Raw genomic sequence first — 25,546 nt, forward strand, 5'->3', positions numbered from 1 at the left:
CCCATGCGGCATACAACCTTTTATTTTAGGACACCACTGTACAAAATGTTTACCTCTACCTCAGGTTTGAATTTTACTTTTGCATAATCTTTATTCCAATTTTTCTTCTTCCATAAGTCAGGGTGATAGGCGATAAGGTGTCTGCCGATACCGAAAGCATCACAGTTTGCTTTTTGTAACTTTTTCGTTATCTTTTTAGCTTCTTTCGTAAGTTGTGTAGACAATTCTTTATTTAGTTTTTTTCTTTCATCCATTTTGTAAAGATTATCTCTCGGAGCTTCAAGCGCTATAACTTTTAGTTGGAGCTTAATGTGAGCATAAACATTTCCTTTTTTATCTGTTGTTATTTTTAAGTCGCGTTTTAACTTTCGATTGCTAATTTCCATTGTTAAATAATCAGATGTTTTCTCTGATTCATCGCTAGTAAGCTTTTGGGTTATACGGGCACTTGTTCCCATTTTTCCAGTTAATAATACGAATAAAACAGATTGTTTCAAAGGTAAATGCCCAGTTAATTTATCATTATTAAATAAAGCTAGACCGTTTGTAATCACTTCTTTTCCTTTTATTTTTATAGAAGGGAGGGTAAAGTCTTTACCGGGATCTAACATTTTTGTAGAAGCTGTTTCTAAAGTTTCTTTTGGAAACACACTCATATCTTCTAAACTTTTCACTTTTTTCTTTAGAAAATCTCCAATTAGTAAATTTCCTACTTTCTTTTTTTCTAGTATCTCGGATGTTTCACCATCTACTGCAATAAGTTTTACTAAAGCAGTTGGGTTTGTTGGGTCCCGAAAGCTGACATCTAAATAAGGTAATATACCTTTTTTTAGAATTTTGGTTCCTAGTAATTGAACACCATATTTAAAATAACGAATATTCCCAGTCACATTTTTTTTTAGGGCATCGCTTGTATCCCTTATGTTATGCCCCGTTGCTGAATGTATTTCATTTTCGAATGAAGATTGCTCTCCGCTTGAACTTTTTACGAGCTCGATTGTTTGCTGGAGTTTATTCTCTTCCGTAATATCAGATCCAATACTATAAGCTAACCTTGCTTCCCTTAATGGTTCTTGATCCCAACAGCCAGAAAGGACGGAACTAGCACATAATATAGAAAGTAATTTAACTTTTCTTGTGAACATACTGTTCTCCTTTCTTATTTCGTATCACAGAATAAAGTAGAAATAAAAGAGGGAGGACAACAATAAAAATATACGTGAACTTATCAGTGAAAGTTGAGATTACTTTTAATTCTTCAGGTGTATCTATAAATAAGGCTACACTAAAAGCAATAATACCGACGATTGGAACAGCTTTTTTATGATTAGCAAGATTGAATATATGCCCAACTCCGATTGAAGCAGCGCAATAATAACTAGCAATAGAAGCCACAACTGTTATCATCCATATTGGTATAAATAGTAAATCCGTCCGGTCTATAATCCCAATATGTAAGGAACGTAATAAGTAAGCAACTGGTTCTGGAATAAGCTCAATTTGTTTTGGACTAAATACGATAAAGCAAATCCAAACAGTAAAAGTATAAAAAAGAGTTACAAATCCGTTAGCGATAGAAATGGCCTTCAGTTTTGCGACAGAACTCCCGTTTACTTTTGGGAAAGCGATAAGAATGATTTCAAAACCATACATAGCTGTAATTGTTTCTTTGGATGCTTGAATAATATTCCACCATCCAGCTTCTGTAATTGGAAAAATATAAGAAAAGTCAGCCCGTGAGAGCCCAAGTCCAATTAAAAGTGCCATTGGGAAAATAAGAATAGAAGCCATGACATAAAATCGTACAATTACTTTAAATGTATTATAGGCTACATAGCAACAAGCTATTGTAAATAGGATGAGAATGGCAGACCAAGGAGTGGCTTGTAATATCCAAACTTTAATGACATTACAAGCATTCAACATAACCGTCATACCAATAAGCGTAAAATAAAAAACATAAGCAAAACCTAATAGTTTTCCAAACTTATTACCAAATAGCATACAAACACTTTCATACATATCTGCATCAGGAAATCGTTTTAAAAAAAGCCACATAAGTAAAATAATAAGCTGAATTGCAAGCCCGGCGATGAGAGCAGAAATCCATCCGCCACCTTTTGCTATCGGGTGAAGACGGTTAGGTAGAGAAAGGATACCAACTCCGATTTGGCATTGAATAACGAAAAAGGTAAATTGAACGAGCGAAATTTTACTTTGCGTGTTTGTCACCGTCCTCATCCTCTCTCGTTACATGTTGTCGTTGCATTTTTTTCGGTTTTGGATCATGTGGTCGTTCCCAAAACGACCAAATTGGAAGTCTTACAAAAGAATCTTTCATATCTTTTATCCGCATCGGGGCAACAGGAGAAAGATATGGCGTATGAAATGAATGTAATTGACATAAATGAACGAAAGTTATAATGAGACCGAATGATATTCCGACGTATCCGAATATAGCAGCAAGAATCATTAATGGAAAACGAAGAATTCGAACTGCTGAACTCATATCGTTTGATGGAACGAGAAAAGATGAGATTGCAGTTAAAGCTACAACGATAATCATTGTGTAAGAAACGAGTCCGGCTTTTACAATCGCATCACCAATTACTAAACCACCTACAATACCGATTGTTTGTCCAACTCGGCTTGGTAAGCGAATACCAGCTTCCCGTAATAATTCAAAGATTAATTCCATTAAGAGAGCTTCAAAAATAGGAGGAAGTGGTACTTTCTCTAATGAAGCTTTAATTGTATACACAAGTTCGAGCGGCAATACATCAGGATGGAAGGCTACGGTTGCGATATATATAGCTGGTAAGAGAAAGGCAATCAAGAAGCTTACTAGGCGAATCATTCGGACGAAAGAACCAACAATCCAGCGGTTATTATAGTCATCTGGTGATTGGTAAAAAGCAAATAATGTAACAGGAACGATAAGAGCTGTTGGATCTCCATCAGATAAAATAGCAACTCGTCCTTCCATTAAATTTGCTGCGACTCTATCTGGACGCTCTGTATTTAATTGCTGCGGAAATGGTGAGAAAGACGTATCCTCTATAAATTCTTGTATATATCCTGGAGGCATAAGTGCATCTGTCTTAATCGTTTCTAACCTTCTTTTTACTTCTATAACTAAATCGTCATTCGCTATGTTTTGCATATAAGCAATTGCCACTTTCGTATGCATTTCTTCACCAAGTGTGAAATATTTAATGACGACATGTGGACTTTTTATGAGTTTGCGAATGGAAGCTAAATTGGTTGCTAAGTCTTCTACAAAACCAGTATGCGGTCCACGGACAATTCCTTCATTATCAGGTTCTGCTATATCTCTCTTTAAGGATAGAGCTGTTTCGAAAATACAAAAACTGTCGACGTGTTCATGAAAATATAAGGATTTACCTTGTAATAAAAGCTGCACACCATAATTTAAATTCGTTTCTTTTTTCATATTTAATGTAGAAAAAGCTTTATCTATAGCTAAGTCTGACCGTGTCAATAAAGGCTCAAGAGCTAACTGATGAATTAGATTTGGATCTGCTAAAGATTCGATATATAAGATTATTCCTTTTCCGTTTTGAAAAGGGAGATCTAATTTTTTTATATCATCAGAATGAGAAAGTTTATTTTCAATGTAACTAATGTTCTCCGGAAGTGATGGAAACATATGCTTTTGTTTTTTACTCTCTTGTTGTTCTTTTTTCTCTGTCATAATTTCCACCTCTTTTAAAGTGCAATTCTTTCTGTTAATTTTTGTCGTTTGTGAGAAATTTATGCTTGAATTATTTTTTTTAAAGAGGGTTGAAGGTTACGTTACATTGTCTTTTGTGCATTATTCAATTTCATAGCAGTACTTCTAACATTTGTGTCGAATTAAGAAGATATATAGGAGGGATATATATGGAAATAGCTGTAGAACGTGTTTTTACGAAAGAGATTTTAAAAAGAGCAGCGGGTTTGTTTCATGTAACAGTAGAAGAAAAGCCACTTGGAGATTTTGAGAATTATATTTTTAAGGCGAAGGGTGATAATGATGAAGATTATGTATTACGTTTAACACATTCTTCTCATCGTTCTAAACAAGAGGTAGAGGCTGAACTAGATTTTTTACGATATGTTGCGGAGAATGGGGCAAAGGTAGCAGGACCTCTTTATTCAACGTCTCGAAATCTCGTAGAAGAAATCGCAGCAGAGGATGGGACTTTCTTTTTCGCTTCTTTATTTATATATGCAAAAGGTGAGCAAGTAAAAGGAGCAGAATCGCCTTATTGGGGAGATGCTTATTTTGAAGCGTGGGGAAAAGCGATTGGGCAACTGCATCGCCTTACAATGGATTATCCTAAAACAGACTACCGTGATACGTGGGAAGAAGACGAAAGTGGAATTGTTAATGAATTAGAAGATGGTCAAGTGAAAGAGATTGCAGCGGTATTAATGGATGAAATTAAGGCTCTTCCAGTTGAAAGAGAAACGTTCGGTCTTATGCACGGTGATATTCATCAAGGTAATTTTCATTATGATGGTAAAGAGCTAACAATCTTTGATTTTGATGATGCTGCTTATAATTACTTTATACATGATTTAGCGATGGTTTTATACTACTCTGTTCTATTTACACCGTGGACAGCAGAAGAGAAGACAGATTTTGCTCGTAAACAGTTACAAGTGTTACGAAAAGGATATGAGTATGAGCACAGGCTGGCGGATAGTTGGTATGAATCGTTACCACTATTTTTACGTTTACGTGATATAGGTTTATATGGAACGCTTCAAAAGAAGTTTAAAGGGAAAGATATGCCTGATAACTTTTTGAAATTATCAGAAGAGCTATACGAAAGAATTATAAAAAGAGAAGCAATTGTGAATATATAATACATTTAGTTCAAAACAAAGTATATAAAACAAATATATACTTTGTTTTTTTATACAAAAATATGTTTACTTTATTAAAATAATATTGTCCTAGACTCAGTATACACTTATAATTTTATATATATTCTGAATATTCTTTATAAAGGAGGAGGGGGAATGTTGGAAACTTTCGTAAATTGGTTAAATAATATTGTTTGGAGTCCAGCACTTGTTTATTTATGTTTAGGAGTAGGTTTATATTTTTCTATTCGAACGAAGTTTTTACAAGTAAGACATGTAGGAGAAATGGTGAAGCTGACATTTCAAGGAGAAAAATCGGATGCTGGTGTTTCTTCATTCCAAGCGTTAGCACTTTCGTTATCAGGACGTGTTGGAACAGGAAATATCGCTGGTGTAGCAACAGCCGTTGCATTCGGTGGACCAGGAGCTGTATTTTGGATGTGGGCAGTAGCCTTTTTAGGAGCAGGATCAGCTTATGTAGAATCAACACTCGCGCAAATATATAAGACGAAACATCAAGGACAATTTCGTGGTGGACCTGCTTATTACATTGAAAAAGGTTTAGGTGTGAAATGGTATGCTTTAGTATTCGTTGCAGCGACAATTCTTGCAACGGGGCTTTTACTACCAGGTGTGCAAGCAAATAGTATTGCTGTAAGTTTAGAAACTGCTTTTGGTATTAATACTACCGCATCAGGGGCTATATTAGTTGTCGTATTAGCTCTTATCATTTTCGGTGGAGTAAAGCGAATTGTTAACGTAGCGCAAGTTGTCGTACCGTTTATGGCAATAGGCTATATTTTAGTAGCTTGCGTCATTGTTGCTATGAATATTGAAAAATTGCCAGAAGCATTTATGTTAATTATAAGAAGTGCATTTGCATTAGAAGCTGCTTTCGGTGGTATTATCGGTTTAGCAATCTCTTGGGGGGTAAAACGTGGTATTTATTCCAATGAAGCAGGACAAGGGACTGGACCACACGCAGCAGCTGCAGCCGAAGTATCACATCCAGCTAAGCAAGGTTTAGTACAAGCATTTTCCGTTTACATTGATACATTATTTGTTTGTTCAGCAACAGCATTTATGATGATTATTACAGGCATGTATAACGTATTTGATGCAAGCGGAAAAAACTTTATCGTTAATAAACTAAACGGCGCTCAGCCAGGACCAGGATATACACAGGCGGCGGTAGAATCTGTTTTCCCTGGATTTGGAAATGGTTTCGTTGCAATCTCGTTATTATTCTTCGCGTTTACAACAATTATGGCGTATTACTACATTGCAGAAACGAATATTGCGTACTTAAATCGCGATAAAGACCGTCCTTGGATGTCTATGGTACTAAAGTTTGTATTTTTAGGAGCTGTATTCTATGGATGTATAAAAACAGCAGCAACGGCTTGGGCTTTAGGCGACATTGGGGTAGGAATTATGGCATGGGTAAATATCATTGCGATTTTATTGTTACAAAAACCTGCATTAGTCGCATTAAAGGATTATGAAAAACAGAAAAAAGAAGGAAAAGATCCAGTATTCGATCCAGGGCCATTAGGAATTAAAAATGCTGATTTTTGGGAGCATGAATACGGGAAAGATAAGAAAGAAGAAGTATCTTAATCGAATAAAAATGAAGAAGCAAAGGGGAAACCCTTTGCTTTTTTTTATGGACAAATTGAAGCTAAAAGTTATTTTTGGGACTATTTTTGAATATAAAAAGAATGTACATGCATTGTTAGGGGAAGGGGGAGTATGTTGATAGAATTTCGTAATGTAAATAAATATTATGGTAACTTTCAAGTTTTGAAAAATATTAATGTGCAAGTGAAAAAAGGGGAAGTGGTAGTAGTTGTCGGGCCTTCAGGATCAGGAAAAAGTACATTGCTTCGATGTATAAATCAATTAGAGGCAATTACAGATGGAGAATTAATTGTACAAAATACAGAGGTACACAATAAAAAAACGGACATGAATGAATTGCGGCGAAATATTGGGATGGTCTTTCAACATTTTTATTTATACCCACATAAAACAGTTCTGCAAAATATTACATTGGCACCGATTAAAGTAAATAAAGTTTCCAAAGAAGAAGCAGAGAAAACAGCGATGTTTTATTTAGAGAAAGTAGGAATCCCGGAGAAGGCTAACGTATATCCGCATCAATTATCCGGAGGACAACAGCAACGGGTGGCAATTGCTAGAGGACTTGCAATGCAGCCGGAAATTATGCTATTCGATGAGCCTACGTCTGCTCTTGATCCAGAGATGATCGGGGAAGTACTTGATGTTATGAAAACGCTAGCTAAAGAAGGGATGACGATGGTCGTTGTCACGCATGAAATGGGATTTGCGCGAGAAGTAGCTGATCGGATTTTATTTATGGATGATGGTGAGATCATTGAGGATACAACACCGGCGCAATTTTTTGCGAGTCCTGAACAAGAAAGAGCACGTTTATTTTTAAGTCGAGTGTTAAATCATTAAAGGAGGAATTTTATGCTTAAAATGAAAAAGTTGTTCACCTTAATTGTATTTTCATGTTTATTCGTACTTGTCGTTGCTGGGTGCGGAAGTAAAAAAGATGAGGCGAAAGAAACGAATACGAAGCAAGGCGGGGCCGTTGAGCAAATTAAGAAGCGCGGGAAACTAGTAGTTGGGGTGAAGAATGATACGAACTTATTTGGATTGAAAAACCCTTCCACAGGGCAGGTAGAAGGATTTGATGTTGATGTTGCAAAGGCGCTTGCGAAAAAAATCCTCGGAGATGAAAAGAAACTAGAATTAAAAGAAGTAACGTCTAAAACGCGTATTCCACTCCTGAAAAACGGTGACATTGATGCAATTATCGCAACAATGACAATTACGGAAGAACGTAAAAAAGAGGTTGATTTTTCAGATGTATATTTTAAAGCAGGGCAGTCGTTACTCGTGAAAAAAGGGAGCAATATTAAAAGTATTGATGATGTGAAAAAGGGTGTGAAAGTGTTAGCCGTAAAAGGTTCAACATCGACAAATAACATTCGCCAAAAATCACCGGAAGCGACTGTTTTAGAATTTGAAAATTACAGTGAGGCATTTACGGCGTTAAAAGCAGGAAAAGGTGATGTTTTAACGACAGATAATGCAATTCTTTACGGCATGGCAAAACAAGATTCAAATTATGAAGTTGTAGGGAAAATTTTTACGGATGAACCATACGGAATTGCAGTGCAAAAAGGTGCAGATGATTTGACGAAAGAGATTAATAGCTTACTAAAAGATATGAAAGCGAATGGAGAATACGATAAATTGTATGAGAAATGGATTGGTCAAAAACAAGAGAAGTAAAGTGAAACTCTAATTAGTGGGGCTTTATTCTTATTGAAGAGTAAGAGGATGAGGGATGCTCATCCTCTTCTTGTAAAGAAAGAGGGGAGAATATGTGCCTGATTTTTCTATACTAACGAATAACATTGATATGTATTTAGAGGGCTTTAAATATACAGTGATGTCTAGTGTAATTGCATTAATAGGAAGCTTTATTTTAGGAGTAATTTTGGCGGTAATGCGTATTGCACCGATTCGCATTTTAAATTGGTTGGGAGCTGCTATTGTAGAATTTGTAAGAAATATTCCGCTCGTATTAATTGCATTTATATTTTATTTCGCTTTACCTGTAGTAGGAATTACTTTAAATGGTTTTGTAGCAGGAACAGCTACGCTTACCGTATATACGGCAGCTTTTATTGCTGAAGTCATTCGCGCTGGTATTTTATCAGTTGCGAAAGGGCAAATGGAAGCTGCTCGCTCTTCAGGGCTAACGTATGTGCAGGCGATGTATTATGTTGTGTTACCCCAAGCTGTGAAAATTGTAATTCCCCCTTTAGGAAACCAGTTTCTCAATTTAGTTAAAAACTCCTCAATACTTGGAATTATCGCTGGTACGGATTTAATGTATCAAGGAGATTTAATTTCAACGAAGACATTTGTTACGTTCGACGTCTATATATTTGTCGGGATGTTTTATTTAATATTAACAATTCCGCTCAGTATGCTAGTGCGTTATTTAGAAAAACGCTTAGCAAAGGAGGCGGTATAAATGGATTTTAAGGGAGCAATTACAGGAGATCATATTCTCTTTTTATTAAAAGGATTACTTATAACGTTAGAGGTAGCGCTCGTAGCAATTATACTTAGTTTTATTATTGGTAGCGTAATAGGAATATTGCGCTACATGAAAATCCCTGTCGTCTCACAAATATTAGGAATTGTCGTTGAAGTGATTCGAAACTTACCACTACTTTTAATTATATTTTTCACGTATTTTGCACTTCCAGAAGCAGGATTGAAATTAGAAATTATAACAGCTGTAATTGTTGCTTTAACAATATTTGAAGCAGCAATGATATCTGAAATTGTTCGAAGTGGCCTATTATCTATTGAAAAAGGACAGATTGAGGCCGCAAGATCTTCAGGATTAACGTATGTTCAAGCACTTTGGCATATTATTTTACCGCAAGCATTAAGAAGAATGGTCCCGCCGCTTGTTAGTCAGTTTATTTCATTGCTGAAAGATACATCACTAGCAGTCGTTATATCACTGCCAGAGCTTATGCATAATGCTCAAATTATTAGCGGACAAAATGTGAATTATACGATTCCAACGTTTATAGTAGTAGCTTGTATGTATTTTATCGTAAATTATAGTTTATCAATTTTATCGAGAAGGTTAGAACTCCGTTGACTCTTACAATATATGTAAGGGTTTTTTCCTTGTTTCTCCTTATTTTCCTCTAAATAGAATCTAAATCTTGCAATAATTCGATTTTTTATATTATTTTATCAGAAAAGTTTTAATTTTATATAGAAAATGTAATCGCTTTCGTGTATATTTTTATTATCAGAAAATTTTAACAAGATATAGGGGTATTGGTAGGGGGAGGATTTAGATGCAGCAACCAACGAATGAGAAATTACATCGTACGATGAAGAGTAGACATTTATTTATGATCGCACTAGGTGGTGTAATCGGAACTGGTTTTTTCTTAGGTTCAGGTTACACCATTAATCAGGCTGGACCAGGGGGAGCCATCCTTTCATATTTAGTAGGCGGATTTATTATGTATTTAACAATGCTTTGTCTTGGAGAGTTAACGGTAGCAATGCCAGTTTCAGGATCTTTCCAAAAGTATGCGACGAAGTTTATTGGACCAGGAACGGGTTTTATGATCGGCTGGCTATATTGGCTTGGCTGGGCAGTAACAGTAGGATTAGAATTAACGTCAATCGGTTTAATGATGAAAAGATGGTTTCCGAATGTTGATGTTTGGGTATGGTGCCTTGTATTCGGCGTTATTTTATATGCTTCAAACGCAATTTCGGCGAAAAGTTATGCTGAATTAGAATTTTGGTTCTCTAGTATTAAAGTAATTACAATTCTTGCATTTGTTGTTCTTGGTGGTAGTGCATTATTAGGGTTTATATCATATGACGGAAAAGAAGCAGCACCTCTTTTCTCTAACTTTGTAAGTGATGGTGGATTATTCCCGAATGGACTAGCTGCTGTATTACTTACAATGATTACAGTTAACTTCTCGTTCCAAGGAACAGAGTTAATCGGGATTGCAGCGGGAGAAAGTGAAAATCCAGAAAAAACAATTCCACGTGCGATCCGTAATACAGTATGGCGCATTATGTTATTCTTCATTTTAACAATGACGATTTTAGTAGGATTAATTTCTTGGAAAGAAGCAGGCGTAATTGAAAGTCCATTCGTAGTCGTATTTGATAAAATTGGTATTCCATACGCAGCTGATATTATGAACTTCGTTATTATTACTGCGTTATTATCTGTAGCGAACTCTGGATTATATGCAGCGACGCGTATACTATGGTCACTTGCAAATGAAGGAATGGCACCAACTTCCTTCCAGAAAGTAAATAAGCGTGGTATTCCAATTACAGCGCTAGTTGTAACGATTGCTGTAGCTGGCCTTTCTTTATTCACAAGTTTCCTTGCAGAAGATACAGTATACATGTACTTATTATCTATAGCTGGTTTATCGGCTGTTTCAAGTTGGATCATTATTGCTTTATCGCAACTTCGCTTTAGAAGTCAGTATATAAAAGGCGGAGGAAAGTTAGAGGACTTAAAGTATAGAACACCACTATACCCAATTGTCCCAATTTTAGCCTTAATTACAAATAGCATCGTTGTTATTAGTTTAGCGTTTATTCCTGAACAAAGAATGGCGTTATACTGTGGTATTCCATTTATCATTTTCTGCTATATATATTATTATATTAGTAAGAAACGGCAGAAACCGATGAAAGTGGAGATGGAAAAAACAAATGAAACTAACAATCAAACACGATGATATAGAAGCAGATTTATCGTATGGTCAATTAGCGATTGGAAAAGAAAACGGGTATTCACCTTTACAATTACTCATTTCTTCTATCGCAGGATGTAGTGCAATTGTCTTTCGAACAATTTTAGAAAAGAAACGTATTCCATATGATACGTTTACAATCGAAACTGAAATTGGTAGAAGTGAAGCTTTATCGAAGCCAGTTGAAAGTGTTCATTTGCACTATAAAATTAAAGCGCAAAACATTACAGAAGAGCAGCTGGACAAGGCGCTGCAACTTGCAGTGAAAAATTGTACGATTGTTCAATCTGTAAAAGATAGTATAAAGGTTACGGAAACAATTGAATTAATAAAGTGAAACTGTAATCAGTGGGAGTGTTTATCCCCCACTGATTACTAGTTGAACCAATCGGGCTTTTACGGGCAGTTGATCTCCTATTTCACTTCTTTGCTTTACAGCAGAATTTTGAGATAGGGATCTTACTGCCCGTTAATGCGGGATAAAATGAAACATAAAAACGTGAGAATACGGCTCTCACGTTTTTATGTTTTTAATAAAGGGAGAAAGTATGATGGAATGTTTAGGTTGTAAATTAGCAAACGAAGAGGAAAAAATATATAAAATATATGAAGATGACTATGTAACATGTTTTTTAGATCATGAACCTTTCTATACAGGACATACTTTAATTGTGCCAAAGCAACATGTTGTAGAAGTAGACGAATTAGATGATGTTGTAGCAAAATCCATTATGGATGCTTCTAAGCTTATTGCAAAAGCGATTAAGGCATTATATAAACCTGACGGAATTACAGTTTGTCAAAATGGTGGAGTATTTAACGAGTTAACACATTATCATATGCATGTCGTACCAAGATATAAAGAGCGTTCGTTTGCTGAGTTTTATATGGTACAACCAGCAGAAAAGCAGAATCATAACTTGGAAGAGACAAAGAATTTGTTAAAAGAAGCGATAGAGCATATGCTGCTTACTGAAAAGGCGTAGCGGTCAGGAAAATTCTAATATTAAAAAGCCCAATTTCTCAGTTAAAATAGAGAAATTGGGCTTTGTTTATTCTATTATTAAATTTTATACATAAAAAGATTTTGCAGTGTCACAAAGTATAGCGTTTATTCGTTATATAGAGTGAGAGGAGGAATTATATGAAAGTTACAAACAACGATTATGAAAAGATGGAAGAGCTATATGAGTTGTATGAACAAAAGATTTATTATGTAGCGTATTCTATTTTAAATAATATTCAACAGGCTGAAGATGCGGTTCAAGAGACGTTTATTACTCTTTATAAGAACTTGGAAAAGCTCCATAGCTTGGCTACTCAAGAGCTTAAACGCTACATTTTGAGGGTCGCGAAAAACAAGGCGATTGATAGTTACCGGAAAAACAAACGACATGAAACATTTTTAGAAGAATACGAAAGAGAATCAACAGAAGCAGTAGATGAAAATATTGAAGAGTGGGAAAAACGTGTAATGTCCGAGGTTCAAATTGATGCATTGTTAAAAGAGTTAAATGAGTCTAATAGACAGGTGTTTAAGTACAAAGTCTTCTATAACTTAACGTATCAAGAAATTTCAAGTGTCATGGGGATAAACGAGGCCAATGTCCGCAAGCAGTTTGAGCGTGCTCGAAAACGAATCCAAAATATGATAGGAGGTATAAAACATGACGAATTCAAAGAACTCCAAAGAAATATATGAACTTGCTGAAAAAATTGCTTTAGATGATTTTGATAAACTCGAAGAACAACATGAATTTTCACATACATATACGCGCAAAAAGAAGTTGTTTATGGAGGAAATAAAGCTGAAAAATGGACAACCACAAAAAAAGCGTAAAAAACATCGTATGTTAATCGCTGCTGCTTGCTTATTGATTGGTATGCCGACAACCGTTTTTGGTGCAGTAAAAGTCTATAATATGATTGTTCAGAAACAAAATTACGAAGTAAATGTTTCCTTAACAAATAAGGATTCGAAAAAGAGTGATCAGTGGTATAAGTTGAAGATTGGTAAATTGCCAGAAAATATGGAAGCAATTGATGACTCTGCTATGAAATATTCCTTTAAAGATAACTACGCAATGGGTGGATTTTCATTCGTTCTTTGGAGAGTAGGAGGGAATTCAGATTTTCCAACTCTGTACTCGAAAAATTATGAAGAAAAAGAGATAAATGGTAAGAAGGCAGTAATTGTTCATAGAGAAAATGGTAATAAAGATTTAATGTTTAATAGAGTAATTTTTCTCTATTTTGAGGAAGAAGGAATTATGTTACAAAGTTATATTGGAAATGATATAAACGAAGAACAAATGATAGATGTGCTAGGGAGCATTTCACTTGAGCCCACGTCAAAAGAAAAGTCATCATATATAAGCGATTATGATAAAAAGTATTTTAGCCAAGAAAGTAAAACAACTAAGGTAATTCCTTTGAAGAAGGATAGCAAACGACTATTTCATATAGGGCAAAAGGTTCCAGTAACGATATCTATGGATAACAGTCAAATTGAATATGTGATAGAAAAAGTTGAAGCCTTTGATTCAATCAAAGATTTTAAACAAGAGAACTTTAATGAAATGGGCTTAGGAATACTAAGCAGGAATCAAGCTTTGGATCAAGCTGGAAAATTGATACCATATAGAAGGGATAAATATAAAATTGGAAATGGTAAAGATTCAATTGATCAATTAGTAGAATCAAAATTAATTCATCCTAAATTTGTCTACCTGACAACAACAGTGAAAAATATAGGTAAACAGGCGACAGAAGAAATCTATATGACTCCATCTATAAAAGTTCTTGAAGATAAAGGAAATGCATGGCAGTATGCTGGGAAAGATGGAATCGCAGAAAAAAATATTATGACGGGCGAAGTTGATTATTTAGAGCCTCATGGAGATGGAAAAAGCTTTTACAATATTGGCAGTATCACACCAGGAGAAACGGTAAAAGTTAATTTAGGTTATTTTGTAGATGAAGATAAATTAGATTCAATCTTTTTGGATGCTATCAATTACAGAGGGATTGGTGACACTGAAAATATGAATTCGAAAAATCGTTGGTGGTTTGATATTCGTCAATAATAAAACAATAGGAACAACAGGACAAAGAAGCTGCTTATATTTAGCAGCTTCTTAGTCTCCATACATATGTAAAATTTCTTTCGCACGCATACGTAAACCATCTATCAATTCTTTCGGTTCTAAAACTTGTGCATCTTTTCCAAGCCTATAAAATAAAGGAGTAATAAAATTAATTTCACCTTTATCAATTGTTGAATGTATATATCCTGTCCCGTCCTCATTTACTACAACGAATTCTTCAAGGTAAGGCACGCTTTTACATTGGCGCACACCTTCTGTCGTTAATAAAACATGTAACTGGATAGGAATGTTTATGACGTTAGAGCTAGAGTCAAACCATTCTTCTAAATTCATGAACGTACTTTCACTTTCTTCTGTTGATAATATAGAAAGAATACGATCAACGCGATACAGTAATACTTTTTTTCTACTGAAGTCATAGGACGGTAAATACCATAGCCCGTCATGAGCATATACACCGATAGGATGAACGTGTTTTGTTTTTAACCCCGATTTAGATTCGTATTGAAAGTGTAAATTTTTATTTTCAATAGCCGCGGTTAACACTTCGTTTAAAAGAGGTGTATCAATTGTGCGCTTCGGATTCCAAAAAGCGATGTAAGAACGTATTTTATCAACTTTCGTTTTTGCATCATGTTGTAGGGAGCTATACAGTTTATGTGTAACGGAATTGATTTCTGTGTTAAAAGGTAAGTCGCGATAGTAACTTAAAGATTGAAAAGCAAAAAAGATAGAGACTGCTTCTTCTTCCGTAAATAAAATAGGCGGAATTACTCTATTCGTTAATACTTTATAGCCGCCGTTACGACCCTGTTCTGCGTAAATGGGCAACCCCATATCACTTAAATCTAAAATGTATCTATGGACAGTACGAACGGAGATATTAAATTCATCAGCTATTTCTTGCGCTGTAAATGTCTTTTTGGCAGAAGCAAATATAAGAATATCTAATAAGCGTTTAGCTTTTGACAAATGTATCACCTTTTTTCTTTTTAACATGACATAAATTGTCATGTTTTATTGTTAGTATATTGTTTACATCATATGTTATCAAGGTGAGATGCAAGGAGGAAAAGATATGTCACGTGAAATAGTTTTATTTATTGCGGCGAGCTTAGATGGATATATTGCGAAAGAAAATGATGATTTAGAGTGGTTAATGGAAACAGAAGGAGAGGGAGATAACGGTTATACAGAAATGTATGAAACAATTGATACAATAATTATGGGAAAGAAAACGTACGACTATGTAGTAGAGCATACGGAAACATTCCCGTACTTAGATAAATCATGTTATGTTTTTTCTCGTTCAGAAAAAGGTTCAGACGGAAACGTAGAGTTTGTAAATGAAGATGTAGTGGAGTTTACAAAAAGGTTAAAAGCAAAAGAAGGATCTAAAATATGGATGGTTGGTGGAGGAGAGCTACTGAGAGAATTCTTTAAGAATAATCTAATTGATGAATATGTTGTTACGATTACACCGCATATATTAGGTTCTGGAGTTCCGTTATTTCAAGACAAGAACCCAGAAATTAATTTAACTTTGACGGATACGAAACGTTTTGGGCAATTTGTAAATTTATATTATAAAGTAAAATGATAAAGTGAAACTTTAATCAGTGGGGGTTTTGTTCATCTCCCACTGATTATTAGTTGAACCAATCGGGCTTTTACGGGCAGTTGATCCCCCACCTAACTTCTTTGCTTCCGCTGAATTTTGATGTAGGGGTCTTACTGCCCGTTAATGCGGGATAAAGAAACACGACTACTGATGGTAGTCGTGTTTCTTTACAGATGGTAATGAAATGATAAAACAAGATCCATGATCAACTTCACTCGTGACAGTAATCGTCCCGCCGTGTAACTCTACAATTTCTTTCACGATAGATAGTCCTAAACCAGTTCCACCTGTAGCTCGTGATCTTGCTTTATCAACTCGATAAAAGCGGTCAAAAATGTGAGGGAGGTCTTCAAGCGGAATACCTTCGCCTTCATCTTCAATTGCAATGGAAATATGTTTATGTTCTTCTGTAACAGAAATGTTTATATGAGAATGCTCTTTTGAATGTCTATAAGCGTTATTTAAAATATTCACCACAACTTGTTCGAATCGTTGTTCATCTAAGTTTACTAGCAGTGTAGGAGGACAAGAGAAAGAAACTTTAATGTACCTTTCTTTATACATGGCGTTTACTTTTTCACATATACGCGTAAGGAAGGTGTGTAAATGCACTTCCTTTACTTGAATAGAAAAGTTATGTTGTTCCATTTGTGCAAGTGAAAATAAATCTTGAACTAAGTTTGTAATGTAATCAGACTCATCTTTTATAATTGATAAATATCGCAAACGTTGTTCAGAAGGGGTGCTTTCTTTTAAAGCAATGTCAGCATAACCTCTTACGTATGTTAACGGTGTTCGTAATTCGTGAGCAACACTTGCTAGAAATTCACTTCGCTCTGTTTTCATATAATGCAAATCATTTGCGAGCGTTTGAATAGATGATGCCAGTTCACCAATTTCATCATTACGAGTAGTCGTTAACGAGACGGACAAATCGCCTTTACTCATTTTTTCAGTTGCATGTTTCATGTGTAACAATGGTTTTGTTAATAAACGTGATAATAGGAAAATTGTGATGACTGTGAGTAGAAATGTGATGGCACCAGCAATAATGAATTGTTTCGTTAATCCATTAACTAACTTTTCAATTGATTCTGTTCCAAGAAACATGTACACATAGCCTTCATGTTTTCCATCTACTACAATGGGGCTAACTGTACATATATAATTAGATGTTTTCCAATGATTTTCTATAATCGCTCCATTATGGTCTGTTCGAGTTTGCATTTTACTAATATGATCGTTTATAGTCGTGTTTATTTCGTTAGATTTAGCTAGTATTTCTTTATTTGCATTTGTAATAACGACAGTTGTTTCAGCTTCAGATTCCATTAATGCTACGTGAGAGATGGTTTGCTCATCGTAATATTTTTCAAGTACATCTCGATGACTATTTCCTCGCTTTAATAAAGCTGTCATTTCTTCATTTACTCTAGTGTTTACAAGACTATAATAGAGCAAAATAAAGAGAACACTTTCAATTAAAAGTGTAACAATTAAAAAATAAAATCCGAATTGAATTGAAATTCGTTTCATCGTTTTGCCCCTTACTGTTCAGTATCAATCCATCGATAACCTATTCCATACACGGTTTTTAAATGATGATCAATAGGGAAATTTGCTTTTCGCAATTTATCACGTAAATTACGAATATGTGAATCGACTGTGCGATCTTCTGTATTTGTGTTTAATCCCCAAATTCGTTCGATGAGCTGATCACGGTTTAATACGTAGTTCACATGGCGTAAAAATAATCCGAGTAAAGAAAATTCAATTGGTGTGAGAAGGAGTTCTTCATTATGGACAGAAACGAAGTGTTTTGTTTCATCCCATACAATACCGTGATATTGGATTTGTTTATGTTCATTTGTACGTCTTAAAACGGCTTCAATTCTTGCGAAAAGTTCTTCTTCATGGAAAGGTTTCGTTACGTAATCATCGGCTCCAATTTTTAATCCTTGAACGACATCTACTGTTTGATCACGAGCTGTAACCATAATAATAGGAATGTTACTAAAAGATCGGATTTTTTTGCACGTTTCCCATCCGTCCATCTTTGGCATCATAATATCGAGTAAAACAAATTTAAAGTTTCGATTTTCTATATGTAAAATAGCTTCTTCTCCTGAAGTCGCACATACGCAGTTATATCCAATTGGTGTAAGATAAAGCGTTAATAATTCAAGCATTCTCGGTTCATCGTCTACGAGCAGTATATCAATCATAGAGAGCCCTCCATATTTATAATCGTTACTTAAAGTGTAATGCAAAATCATGAAGAAATGGTGCAGATTATGATGTGTCTGCATAATTTCTTCAGAATTGCTTGTTATTGTGGAGTTGAAATTACATTTTAGGTAATCATATTGGCTCAAAAATGATTAATACGGAGGCGGTATAGTGAAAAAAATGACCCGAATTTTTGGGATAACAATAATTACAGCAGTTGGTCTTGCTGCATGCGGACAAACGAATACAGACCATAAAAATCATGAATCTACAAAAGAGAAGAAAACAGAGCAAAAGGAAATGAAAATGAATCAGGAGGTAACGGCGCCAAAAGAAATGAACCAAGGTGCATCTAATGATTTATTAACGACAAGTTTAAAAAATGTAACGAGATTAAACACAAATGATCCTTCGCAAATGGCAGTATTAACTTCGCAAACGATATGGCCAGCAACTCATAAGGAGAACCAGCCAGGTGCTGTTATTTTAGTACCAGCAAGCGAGTGGCAATTAGGTATTGCGAGTGCAGATCTTATTCATCATCCGAATAACGGGCCCATTTTATTTATAGAAAAAGAAAAGATACCGGAAATGACGTTAAAAGAAATAAAACGATTAAATCCAATCGGAACGAAAGATGGAACACAAATTATGGTGATGGGAGATGTAGGTACTAGCGCGTTTGAACAATTAAAAGGTTATAAAGTAAAACAAATAAAAGAAACGGACCCAGCTATATTTGCGAAGGATGTTGATAAGGAGTATGCCGATATAACAGGAAGCTACCCAAATAGTGTTATTATCGGTTCGTCTGCAGAAGAAGGACGTTTATATACAACCCCCGCTGTAAATTGGATTTCTCATATGCCGGAACCACTACTCTATACAGAAAAGAATAAAGTGCCAGAAGCGACAATAGAGGCACTAAAAATGAGAAAAGATAAAGCAAATATATATGTATTAGGGCCAGAAAAAATTGTTTCAAAAGAAGTAGAAAAAGAGCTAAGCAAATACGGGAAAGTAACGCGTATTAGTGGAGAGACCCCTACAGAAAACTCGATTGCGTTCGCTAAATTTAAAGATGAAAAAACAAAATTTGGCTGGGGATTCACAAAACCTGGTCACGGTTTATCATTTGTTTCAAGTAAAACACCAGATTTAGCAGTTGCTGGGGCACCTTTTTCACATATGGGTAAACATGCACCTGTTGTATTATTAGAAGAAGGTAAAGCTTCACAACCAGTGTATGACTTCCTTGCAAGCATTCAGCCGAAGTTCAAAGATGATCCAACACTTGGACCATATAATCACGGTTTCTTATTAGGAAGTACGAGTGATATTTCATTTGAAACACAAGGAATACTAGATGAGAGGTTAGAAATTGCTCAGGAAAGTGGTCAAGGACACGGTGGACATTAATAAAATGAGCAAAGACGCTACTGATATAGCGTCTTTTTTTATTTTTCTCGACAAAATATGACAAAAAAGTTGTAACTGTTTCTGTTATGATAGTTTCGAAAATCTTACATTTTACATAATCGGAGGAAAAGAAATGTATAAAAAATTGGGTACTATTGCTTTAACAGGTGCACTTGCTTTTAGTTTAGCTGCTTGTGGTGAAACTGAAGTTAAAGAAGTGAGTAAAAACGATGCTCCTAAACAGGCTGAAAAGAAAGATAAAAAGGAAAAAGCTGAAAGCAAGATTTATAAAATTGGAGATACGGTAGAAGTTAATGGCCTACAACTTACTTTCAGTTCAGCTAAATTCGTTGAGCCTAACGAATACGTAAAAGCTGAAAAAGGGAAAGTACTAGAAATCGCTTTTAATGCTAAAAATAATGGCAAAAAAGATATATATTTTGGAACTTCTGAATTAAAAATTGCTGATACTAACGGCAACCAATTCAAAGAGTACTTTGGTGGGGAAAATACGTTTATAAACGAAAATATTGCGCCAGGTAACCAAATTACAAACAAAATGTTATTTGATGTACCAGAAGGCGATAAGTTTGTTGGTACATTTAAACCTACATTTACATTTGACGAGAAATCAGTGAAATTTGAATTTGAAGTTGCTAAATAAGGAGAGATTAAAATGAAAAGAACAGCTGAATTTGTATTAGGTCTTATTGGAGGTATTTTTGGTATTATTTGTGCATTTGTTGCTTTATTGATCGGCGGTATGGGAGCTGCTTTTGAAGCTGATGGAGCGAATACTGTTATTGGTTTAGGTTGGGGAGCTGTGGCTCTATCAATCTTAGGAATTGTTGGATCTGTTATGGTAAGAAGTAAAGCGAAGGTTGGCGGTATTATGATGACTGTGGCTGCTATCGGTGGATTTATTTGTATTTCTATAATTTACTTATTACCAGGTGTATTACTATTAATCGGTGGGTTAATGGGTATATTCCGTAAGAATAAAGCAACTGTATCTGCATAAAATGAGCACTCGAAAGAGTGCTCTTACTATTTTCATTAAATTAGCATAAACTCCTCTAATCCTAAACTATCCAAACTAAACCTGATATATGAAGTGGAAATATCTATAGAACTTTAAATGAGTTCCCTTGGTAGCTAATATCTTGATCCTTGGATTATTCAATTAAATGAACTGAATTACATGTGCATTTTTCATCCATCCAAACAAAGTTCTCTTCATTTGACATACTGTAGAATCCGAAATCATTGTACGTTAAATCAACAATAGGTGATAGTATATTTAAAGTTTCCTAAAAAAGAAGCTACGAAGGTAACATCTTTTTTAGGGAACTTTTACATAGCAAAAAATCTTCTACTCGTTATATAATAGCTTTCGTGCAGTCGGCTAGATTTTCTTATGGAGAAAATCAAACTATAAAGGAGTAGAGGAGTGGTATTTTGTTTCAAACGATAAAAAATGACTGGTTTTCTAATGTGAGAGGGGACGTGTTATCAGGAATTGTCGTTGCTTTAGCATTAATCCCTGAAGCGATAGCCTTCTCTGTTATTGCAGGCGTGGATCCGACAGTTGGACTATACGCAGCCTTTTGTATTGCAGTTACCATTTCATTTGTTGGCGGGAGAACTGGAATGATTTCAGCTGCAACAGGTGCAATGGCATTATTAATGGTAACGCTTGTTAAAGATTATGGTTTGCAATATTTATTTGTTACAACAATATTAACAGGTATTGTCCAAATTATTTTTGGCGTGTTCAAACTGAGCTCATTTATGAAGTTTGTTCCGAAATCTGTTATGAGTGGTTTTTTAAATTCACTTGGAATTTTAGTTTTTACAGCGCAATTGCCACATTTTAAAAATGCAACTTGGCAAATGTATGCACTCGTTGTATTAGGACTTGCAATTATATATTTATTTCCACGTATTACAACGGTTGTACCTTCTACGCTTATTTCAATTATTATTGTGACGAGTATTGCACTTATGAGCGGATTACAGTTGAAAACAGTAGGAGATATGGGAAGCTTGCCGAAAGAATTACCGTTCTTTAGTATTCCTGACGTGCCTTTTACACTTGAGACATTAGGGATTATTTTACCGTATGCAGTTATGCTTGCAATTATCGGTTTACTAGAATCATTATTAACAGCTTCAGTTTTAGATGATATGACGCATACGGAAAGTAATAAGCATAAAGAGGCACGCGGACAAGGGATCGCAAACATTGTTGCTGGTTTCTTCGGAGGAATGGCAGGTTGTGCAATGATCGGTCAATCTGTTATTAATATTAAATCAGGTGGACGAGGTCGCCTATCAACATTTGTAGCGGGCGGATTTTTAATCGTATTACTATTCGTTTTAGGAGATTATGTCGTTCATATTCCGATGGCAGCTTTAGTTGCAGTTATGATTATGGTTTCAATCGGAACGTTTGATTGGAACTCTGTAACAACAATTCATAAAGTACCAAAAGGAAACTCATTTGTTATGATCGTAACAGTTGTGATTGTCCTAATTACACATAATTTAGCATTAGGTGTAATTATCGGAACAGTAATTAGTGCGGTTTTATTTGCATTCAATATGGCAAAGATTCACGTGAAACATTTATATATTGAAAATAAGAAAATATACGAAATTCATGGTCAACTTTTCTTTGCATCTACAGCGGACCTTATAAATCACTTTTCATTTGAGAAAGATGTAAAAGAAATTGAGTTGAATTTTACTCACGCACACGTATGGGATGATTCAGCAGTGGCATCAATTGATAAAGTTATCATGAAGTATGAACAAAGTGGTGTGAAAGTAAGTATAACAGGATTAAATGAACGTAGCTCAAAACTTGTTGCAAATTTAGCTACTTATAATAAAAGAATTGCTAGTTAAAAGCCTCCTTTTTAGGGGGCTTTATTATATAATACGAGTAGGATAACGAAAAGGGGATTCAGCATATGTACAAACAAATTATATTAGCATGTGACGGTTCTGAACATGCACTTCGAGCAGCGGAACATGCAACATATATTGCAAAATGTAGCGAAGAAACAAATGTTGAAGTTGTGTACGTAGTAGATAATAGAACGGCAAAATCAGATATTATACAAGGTCAAACAGATTTAGAAACAATATCAGCTAGTCGAAAAGATAAATTAAAAGAGATTGAAGGTTTATTAAAGAAAGAGAACATTTCTTATACAATTACGATATTACATGGTGATCCTGGAGATACAATTGTTCAATACGTAAATACAGGAGATATAGATCTTGTTATTGCTGGGAGTAGAGGGTTAAATACATTGCAAGAAATGGTGCTGGGAAGTGTAAGTCATAAAATAGCAAAGCGTGTGAAATGTCCAGTGATGATTGTAAAATGAAATAGAATGTAACGAAGATCTTAGTATAACTGAGGTCTTTTTTTATGTATAAATGACTCTTATTTGTGGAAATACTAGATATATAAGTTGAAAAGATGTTAACTTACAAATTTGTAAGTTAGTTGTTAGAGAAATCGATGTTATGAAATTTTTCCCATTGGTAAAATAAAAGTATCAAAGGGGAGATAGGGAGGATGGAAGCAATGAAATCATTTCAAAATTTGTCATATAGCCAAGGTGTCGGTCTTATTTGTTTAGGGGGATTTGCTGCATCTGTTACGTTAGCTGTTTTAATAAAGGTGTTTCATCAAATCTTTTAATTTTATAGTAGGGAAGGAATTGGTTGTTATCATTAGTAGGAACAGCAATGAAAATAAAAAATAGCTCTTAGCATGTATGTAAATGCTAAGAGCTATTTTTATGCTTGTTATATGTTATTTAAGCTTGTTTTGATTTTACTGACCCTGTATTTAAAGTAAGAGCAAGGAAGAACATTGCAAGTACGCAAGATGCAAGTAATAAGATGAATCCGCCATCCCATCCGAATGCATCTACGATAAAGCCCATAGCTGCACTAGCGAAAGCTGCTCCGCCTAAGTAACCGAAGAATCCAGTTAAGCCTGCTGCAGTTCCAGCAGCTTTCTTTGGTGCTAAATCTAGAGCGTGTAGACCAATTAACATAACCGGTCCGTAAATTAAAAATCCAATTGCGACAAGTGCGATACTATCAACCATTGGATTACCAGGAGGGTTTAACCAGTAAACAAGAACTGCGATAAATACACCAACCATAAATAAAATACCAGCAGGTGCACGACGTCCTTTAAATAGTTTATCACTCATCCATCCGCAAAGAAGTGTACCTGGAATACCAGCCCATTCATATAGAGCGTAAGCAGTACGTGAGCTACTATGAGTAAAGCTTTTTTCTTCTACTAAATAAGTAGGAGCCCAGTCTACAACGCCGTAACGTACGAAATATACGAAAACGTTCGCAATAGCGATGTACCATAAAAACTTATTGTTTAATACGTATTTAAATAAAATTTCCTTTACTGAAAGCTCGCGTTCGCGATCTTTTACTTTTTCATCTGGTGGATATTCCCCAGTATGTTCTTCAATAGAAGGTAGTCCGCAAGATTGAGGCGTATCTTTCATCGTAATTAATACATAAATACCAACTAAAATTGAAAGAATACCTGGGAAGTAAAAAATACTTTTCCAGTCATCTGCGAAGAAGTATAAGCCTAATGTTACAAGGGAAGGCATAAGCGCTCCGCCAACATTATGAGCGACGTTCCAAATGGACATTTTTGTACCACGTTCGCTAATAGAGAACCAGTGAACCATCGTACGACCACAAGGAGGCCATCCCATACCTTGTACCCATCCATTTAAAAACTGAAGTACAAACATAAGTATAATGCTCGTTGTAATGAAAGAAAATGAGCCGAAAATAATATTAATGATACCTGATAAAAATAGCCCAGCTGCTAAAAAGTAGCGAGGATTACAACGATCGGATACGATACCCATAAGAAATTTACTTAATCCGTAAGCAATAGAAACTGCTGAAAGGATAACCCCAAGTTCCCCTTTACTAAAGCCTTGCTCGATTAAGTATGGCATTGCTAGTGAAAAGTTTTTTCGAACAAAGTAGTAACCTGCATAACCGATGAAGATACCTAAGAATACTTGTAAACGTAATTTACGGTATTCGCTATCAACGCGATCAGCTGGTAAGCGTTCCGCGTGGGGCGCAGGTTTAAATAATTGTGTGAAAAACATAAAATGAAAATCCTCCCCTAATTAATTCGAAGCGTTTTAAGACAGAGAACATAAAAAGGCCATGAAATATAAAAAAGTTTCCTTTTTTATGATTCATAGCCGTGTACTCCGTTTCTCCGTGACTGTCAATATTAACTTCGTCGAAAATTATACAACTTTGTGACAAAAATGTAAACGTTTTTATGAATAAAAGTATTGACGGATTTTATTCGTGGGATTAATATTTAAATACATTAAATATTTTATTGTTTAAATAAGAGGTGGATAACATGCCAAATGATATGACGCATATCGATAAAATTCAAGCTCTTGCCTTTTCGATTGGAAAGAAAATGCAAACGGAGTTATTAGAACAAATGCAAGCGACAGGACTTACACCACCGCAGTTTTATATTTTAAAGATTCTAGATCATTATGGGGCTTCAAGAGCGACAACATTAGCGAAAAAGATGTATGTGAAGCCTAGCGCGATTACAGTGATGATTGATCGTCTAATCGATCAAGAACTTGTAGAACGCTATCACGACAAAGATGACCGTCGCGTTGTCATCATCGAGTTAACGAAAAAGGGGAAAGCTAGAGTAGAAGAGGCAATGACAGCTCGTAACGAGCATATTGCAAAATACTTTTCACATTTAGAGTTGCAAGAAAGAGAAGATTTATTACGTCTCTTTGAGAAGTTAGAAACCATTATTTGCGGGACACAAGAGAAAAAAGAGAATAACTAAGAGGAATTGA

At 35.1% G+C, this 25,546-nt stretch carries 25 protein-coding genes and 1 pseudogene; 19 read left to right on the forward strand and 7 right to left on the reverse strand.

Annotation, left to right across the window (positions count from 1 at the left end; genetic code table 11):
- Positions 1–20: 20 nt before the first annotated feature.
- The 3 genes from gerKC to gerKA are packed head-to-tail and all read right to left on the reverse strand — an operon-like array spanning position 21 to position 3,715.
- Entirely contained in the window at positions 21–1,145 is a 1,125-nt protein-coding gene (gene gerKC, locus ACTFP3_RS23330; RefSeq protein WP_016121831.1) for a spore germination protein GerKC, read from the reverse strand.
- Positions 1,126–2,232 (reverse strand): GerAB/ArcD/ProY family transporter, encoded by a 1,107-nt coding sequence (locus ACTFP3_RS23335; protein WP_086412270.1) that lies wholly within the window; start codon positions 2,230–2,232, stop codon positions 1,126–1,128. The genes gerKC and ACTFP3_RS23335 overlap by 20 nt, the downstream gene beginning before the upstream one ends.
- A complete protein-coding gene (gene gerKA / locus ACTFP3_RS23340; RefSeq protein ID WP_434713464.1) occupies positions 2,213–3,715 on the reverse strand; it encodes a spore germination protein GerKA in 1,503 nt (500 codons plus the stop codon). Before gerKA ends, ACTFP3_RS23335 begins: the two co-directional genes overlap by 20 nt.
- Positions 3,716–3,903: 188 nt before the next feature.
- Here gerKA and ACTFP3_RS23345 point away from each other — a divergent pair, with 188 nt between their 5' ends.
- From ACTFP3_RS23345 to ACTFP3_RS23395, 11 genes and pseudogenes are all read left to right on the forward strand, one after another.
- The gene (locus ACTFP3_RS23345) at positions 3,904–4,875 is read left to right on the forward strand and encodes a phosphotransferase enzyme family protein (protein WP_434713466.1); all 972 of its coding nucleotides are present in this window, start codon (positions 3,904–3,906) and stop codon (positions 4,873–4,875) included.
- A gap of 159 nt (positions 4,876–5,034) precedes the next feature.
- A complete protein-coding gene (locus ACTFP3_RS23350) occupies positions 5,035–6,495 on the forward strand; it encodes an alanine/glycine:cation symporter family protein (protein ID WP_434713468.1) in 1,461 nt (486 codons plus the stop codon).
- Positions 6,440–7,359 (forward strand): annotated as a pseudogene (locus ACTFP3_RS23355) (amino acid ABC transporter ATP-binding protein). Before ACTFP3_RS23350 ends, ACTFP3_RS23355 begins: the two are co-directional and overlap by 56 nt.
- A gap of 12 nt (positions 7,360–7,371) precedes the next feature.
- On the forward strand, positions 7,372–8,202 hold the full coding sequence (glnH, locus tag ACTFP3_RS23360) for a glutamine ABC transporter substrate-binding protein GlnH (protein WP_000916488.1): 831 nt from the start codon (positions 7,372–7,374) through the stop codon (positions 8,200–8,202).
- Between the two features lie 94 nt (positions 8,203–8,296).
- Entirely contained in the window at positions 8,297–8,953 is a 657-nt protein-coding gene (locus ACTFP3_RS23365) for an amino acid ABC transporter permease (RefSeq protein WP_001112676.1), read from the forward strand.
- On the forward strand, positions 8,954–9,598 hold the full coding sequence (locus tag ACTFP3_RS23370; protein ID WP_000345965.1) for an amino acid ABC transporter permease: 645 nt from the start codon (positions 8,954–8,956) through the stop codon (positions 9,596–9,598).
- A gap of 205 nt (positions 9,599–9,803) precedes the next feature.
- On the forward strand, positions 9,804–11,231 hold the full coding sequence (locus ACTFP3_RS23375) for an amino acid permease (protein ID WP_001187097.1): 1,428 nt from the start codon (positions 9,804–9,806) through the stop codon (positions 11,229–11,231).
- On the forward strand, positions 11,206–11,583 hold the full coding sequence (locus tag ACTFP3_RS23380) for an OsmC family protein (RefSeq protein ID WP_069604275.1): 378 nt from the start codon (positions 11,206–11,208) through the stop codon (positions 11,581–11,583). The genes ACTFP3_RS23375 and ACTFP3_RS23380 overlap by 26 nt, the downstream gene beginning before the upstream one ends.
- 187 nt (positions 11,584–11,770) lie before the next feature.
- Entirely contained in the window at positions 11,771–12,232 is a 462-nt protein-coding gene (locus tag ACTFP3_RS23385; protein ID WP_153595451.1) for an HIT family protein, read from the forward strand.
- A gap of 158 nt (positions 12,233–12,390) precedes the next feature.
- On the forward strand, positions 12,391–12,948 hold the full coding sequence (locus tag ACTFP3_RS23390; RefSeq protein WP_088362168.1) for an RNA polymerase sigma factor: 558 nt from the start codon (positions 12,391–12,393) through the stop codon (positions 12,946–12,948).
- A complete protein-coding gene (locus ACTFP3_RS23395; protein WP_440011394.1) occupies positions 12,914–14,332 on the forward strand; it encodes an anti-sigma factor in 1,419 nt (472 codons plus the stop codon). Before ACTFP3_RS23390 ends, ACTFP3_RS23395 begins: the two co-directional genes overlap by 35 nt.
- 51 nt (positions 14,333–14,383) lie before the next feature.
- On the opposite strand, the gene ACTFP3_RS23400 is transcribed toward ACTFP3_RS23395, so the two are convergent.
- Positions 14,384–15,367, reverse strand: coding sequence for a helix-turn-helix transcriptional regulator (locus tag ACTFP3_RS23400; RefSeq protein WP_176397773.1), 984 nt, complete (start codon positions 15,365–15,367; stop codon positions 14,384–14,386).
- A gap of 64 nt (positions 15,368–15,431) precedes the next feature.
- On the opposite strand from ACTFP3_RS23400, the gene ACTFP3_RS23405 reads away from it, so the two are divergent.
- Entirely contained in the window at positions 15,432–15,953 is a 522-nt protein-coding gene (locus tag ACTFP3_RS23405; protein WP_000085783.1) for a dihydrofolate reductase family protein, read from the forward strand.
- A gap of 165 nt (positions 15,954–16,118) precedes the next feature.
- On the opposite strand, the gene ACTFP3_RS23410 is transcribed toward ACTFP3_RS23405, so the two are convergent.
- Together ACTFP3_RS23410 and ACTFP3_RS23415 are read right to left on the reverse strand one after the other, a co-directional pair.
- Complete coding sequence (locus tag ACTFP3_RS23410; protein WP_000822526.1) at positions 16,119–17,510, reverse strand: sensor histidine kinase; 1,392 nt, start codon at positions 17,508–17,510, stop codon at positions 16,119–16,121.
- 11 nt (positions 17,511–17,521) lie between these two features.
- Positions 17,522–18,199 (reverse strand): response regulator transcription factor, encoded by a 678-nt coding sequence (locus tag ACTFP3_RS23415; RefSeq protein ID WP_006918011.1) that lies wholly within the window; start codon positions 18,197–18,199, stop codon positions 17,522–17,524.
- 175 nt (positions 18,200–18,374) lie between these two features.
- Here ACTFP3_RS23415 and ACTFP3_RS23420 point away from each other — a divergent pair, with 175 nt between their 5' ends.
- From ACTFP3_RS23420 to ACTFP3_RS23445, 6 genes are all read left to right on the forward strand, one after another.
- Positions 18,375–19,622: a cell wall-binding repeat-containing protein gene (locus ACTFP3_RS23420; protein WP_324655560.1), complete on the forward strand. Its 1,248-nt coding sequence runs from the start codon at positions 18,375–18,377 to the stop codon at positions 19,620–19,622.
- Positions 19,623–19,755: 133 nt separating this feature from the next.
- The gene (locus tag ACTFP3_RS23425; protein ID WP_000277056.1) at positions 19,756–20,286 is read left to right on the forward strand and encodes a DUF4352 domain-containing protein; all 531 of its coding nucleotides are present in this window, start codon (positions 19,756–19,758) and stop codon (positions 20,284–20,286) included.
- Between the two features lie 12 nt (positions 20,287–20,298).
- On the forward strand, positions 20,299–20,643 hold the full coding sequence (locus tag ACTFP3_RS23430) for a DUF4064 domain-containing protein (protein ID WP_025710086.1): 345 nt from the start codon (positions 20,299–20,301) through the stop codon (positions 20,641–20,643).
- A gap of 437 nt (positions 20,644–21,080) precedes the next feature.
- Entirely contained in the window at positions 21,081–22,532 is a 1,452-nt protein-coding gene (locus tag ACTFP3_RS23435; protein ID WP_086384871.1) for a SulP family inorganic anion transporter, read from the forward strand.
- A gap of 65 nt (positions 22,533–22,597) precedes the next feature.
- Positions 22,598–23,020, forward strand: a complete 423-nt coding sequence (locus tag ACTFP3_RS23440) for a universal stress protein (protein ID WP_000277999.1) — start codon at positions 22,598–22,600, stop codon at positions 23,018–23,020.
- A gap of 203 nt (positions 23,021–23,223) precedes the next feature.
- Complete coding sequence (locus ACTFP3_RS23445) at positions 23,224–23,340, forward strand: DUF4027 family protein (protein WP_440011398.1); 117 nt, start codon at positions 23,224–23,226, stop codon at positions 23,338–23,340.
- Between the two features lie 118 nt (positions 23,341–23,458).
- Here the strand turns inward: ACTFP3_RS23445 and glpT are convergent, their stop codons facing one another.
- On the reverse strand, positions 23,459–24,808 hold the full coding sequence (gene glpT, locus ACTFP3_RS23450) for a glycerol-3-phosphate transporter (RefSeq protein WP_000466385.1): 1,350 nt from the start codon (positions 24,806–24,808) through the stop codon (positions 23,459–23,461).
- A 269-nt stretch (positions 24,809–25,077) separates the two neighbouring features.
- On the opposite strand from glpT, the gene ACTFP3_RS23455 reads away from it, so the two are divergent.
- Positions 25,078–25,536, forward strand: a complete 459-nt coding sequence (locus ACTFP3_RS23455; RefSeq protein WP_001132365.1) for a MarR family winged helix-turn-helix transcriptional regulator — start codon at positions 25,078–25,080, stop codon at positions 25,534–25,536.
- Positions 25,537–25,546 lie beyond the last annotated feature (10 nt).

Source organism: Bacillus cereus group sp. MYBK5-2 (genome assembly GCF_051915685.1).
GTDB classification, from domain to species: domain Bacteria; phylum Bacillota; class Bacilli; order Bacillales; family Bacillaceae_G; genus Bacillus_A; species Bacillus_A cereus.